A 1,038-nucleotide genomic window follows, 5' to 3' on the forward strand; every position below is an offset into this window, starting at 1 on the left:
TGCTGCTATAGAAGCGGCACGTGCAGGAGAACATGGACGAGGATTTGCTGTTGTGGCTGATGAAGTTAGAAAACTAGCAGAAAGAACTCAAAAATCATTGAGTGAAATAGAAGCTAATACAAACTTACTCGTTCAATCTATCAATGATATGGCAGAATCTATTAAAGAACAAACTGCAGGTATTACTCAAATCAATGAGAGTGTAGCTACTATTGATCAAACCACTAAAGACAATGTAGAAATTGCTAATGAATCAGCTATCATTTCTAATACAGTTAGTGATATAGCTAATAATATCTTAGAAGATGTTAAGAAGAAAAAGTTTTAAGAATCTTTAATCACTCAATAACTAGCTTAAGAAAGCTAGTTATTGATCTTATGTTATCATTTTATATATTTTTATCAAGGAAAATATATGAATTCGTGGTAACATTATTTTTTAATTGATTAATAAAGTTAAATATCAAAATTACAAGCTTAATAAGTAAAAAAATAAATATAATTTCATCATACTTTCAAATACTTTATTGTTTAATCACATTTAACTTATTAGTTCAATCAAAGTTTATAGCAATGACTATAACTTCAATAAATATGCTAATTTAATTATCAATACTATAAAAAGTATTAATCTCTTTTAGTGATTTAATCCATTAAATTAATTATTAGTTTGCTTATCAGTAAAACTTACAAACAACTAAAAAATTTAGAATAATCAATCTAAAATAATCAATTTTTATTATTTTTAATTGTTAGGATCATTATATAAAAAAGATAATCTTATAAAAAGAAAGATAAACTTGTATTAAAAATATGATTGATTGTATTAAATAAAGATAATTTAAAAAATAATTATATTGATACAATCACAAAAGAAAATATAATTATATTAAAAAGACAATCACATACAAAAAACAATCATATAATTAAGAGAGTATAAAAAACAATCTAATCATACAAGTAAAGATAATAATCAAGTAATAATATAAAAAAGTAAAGATAATTATCAAAGATTTATTCAATGATAATTATCCAATA

The 1,038-nt window shown here is 22.2% G+C and carries 1 protein-coding gene; it reads left to right on the top strand.

The window, feature by feature from the left end:
* The coding region (locus CQA76_RS08900) for a methyl-accepting chemotaxis protein (RefSeq protein WP_232364930.1) at positions 1-328 on the top strand (328 nt) is incomplete at its 5' end.
* Between the last annotated feature and the right edge of the window lie 710 nt (positions 329-1,038).

Origin of the sequence: Campylobacter aviculae (assembly GCF_005406215.1) — a bacterium.
GTDB lineage: Bacteria > Campylobacterota > Campylobacteria > Campylobacterales > Campylobacteraceae > Campylobacter_D > Campylobacter_D aviculae.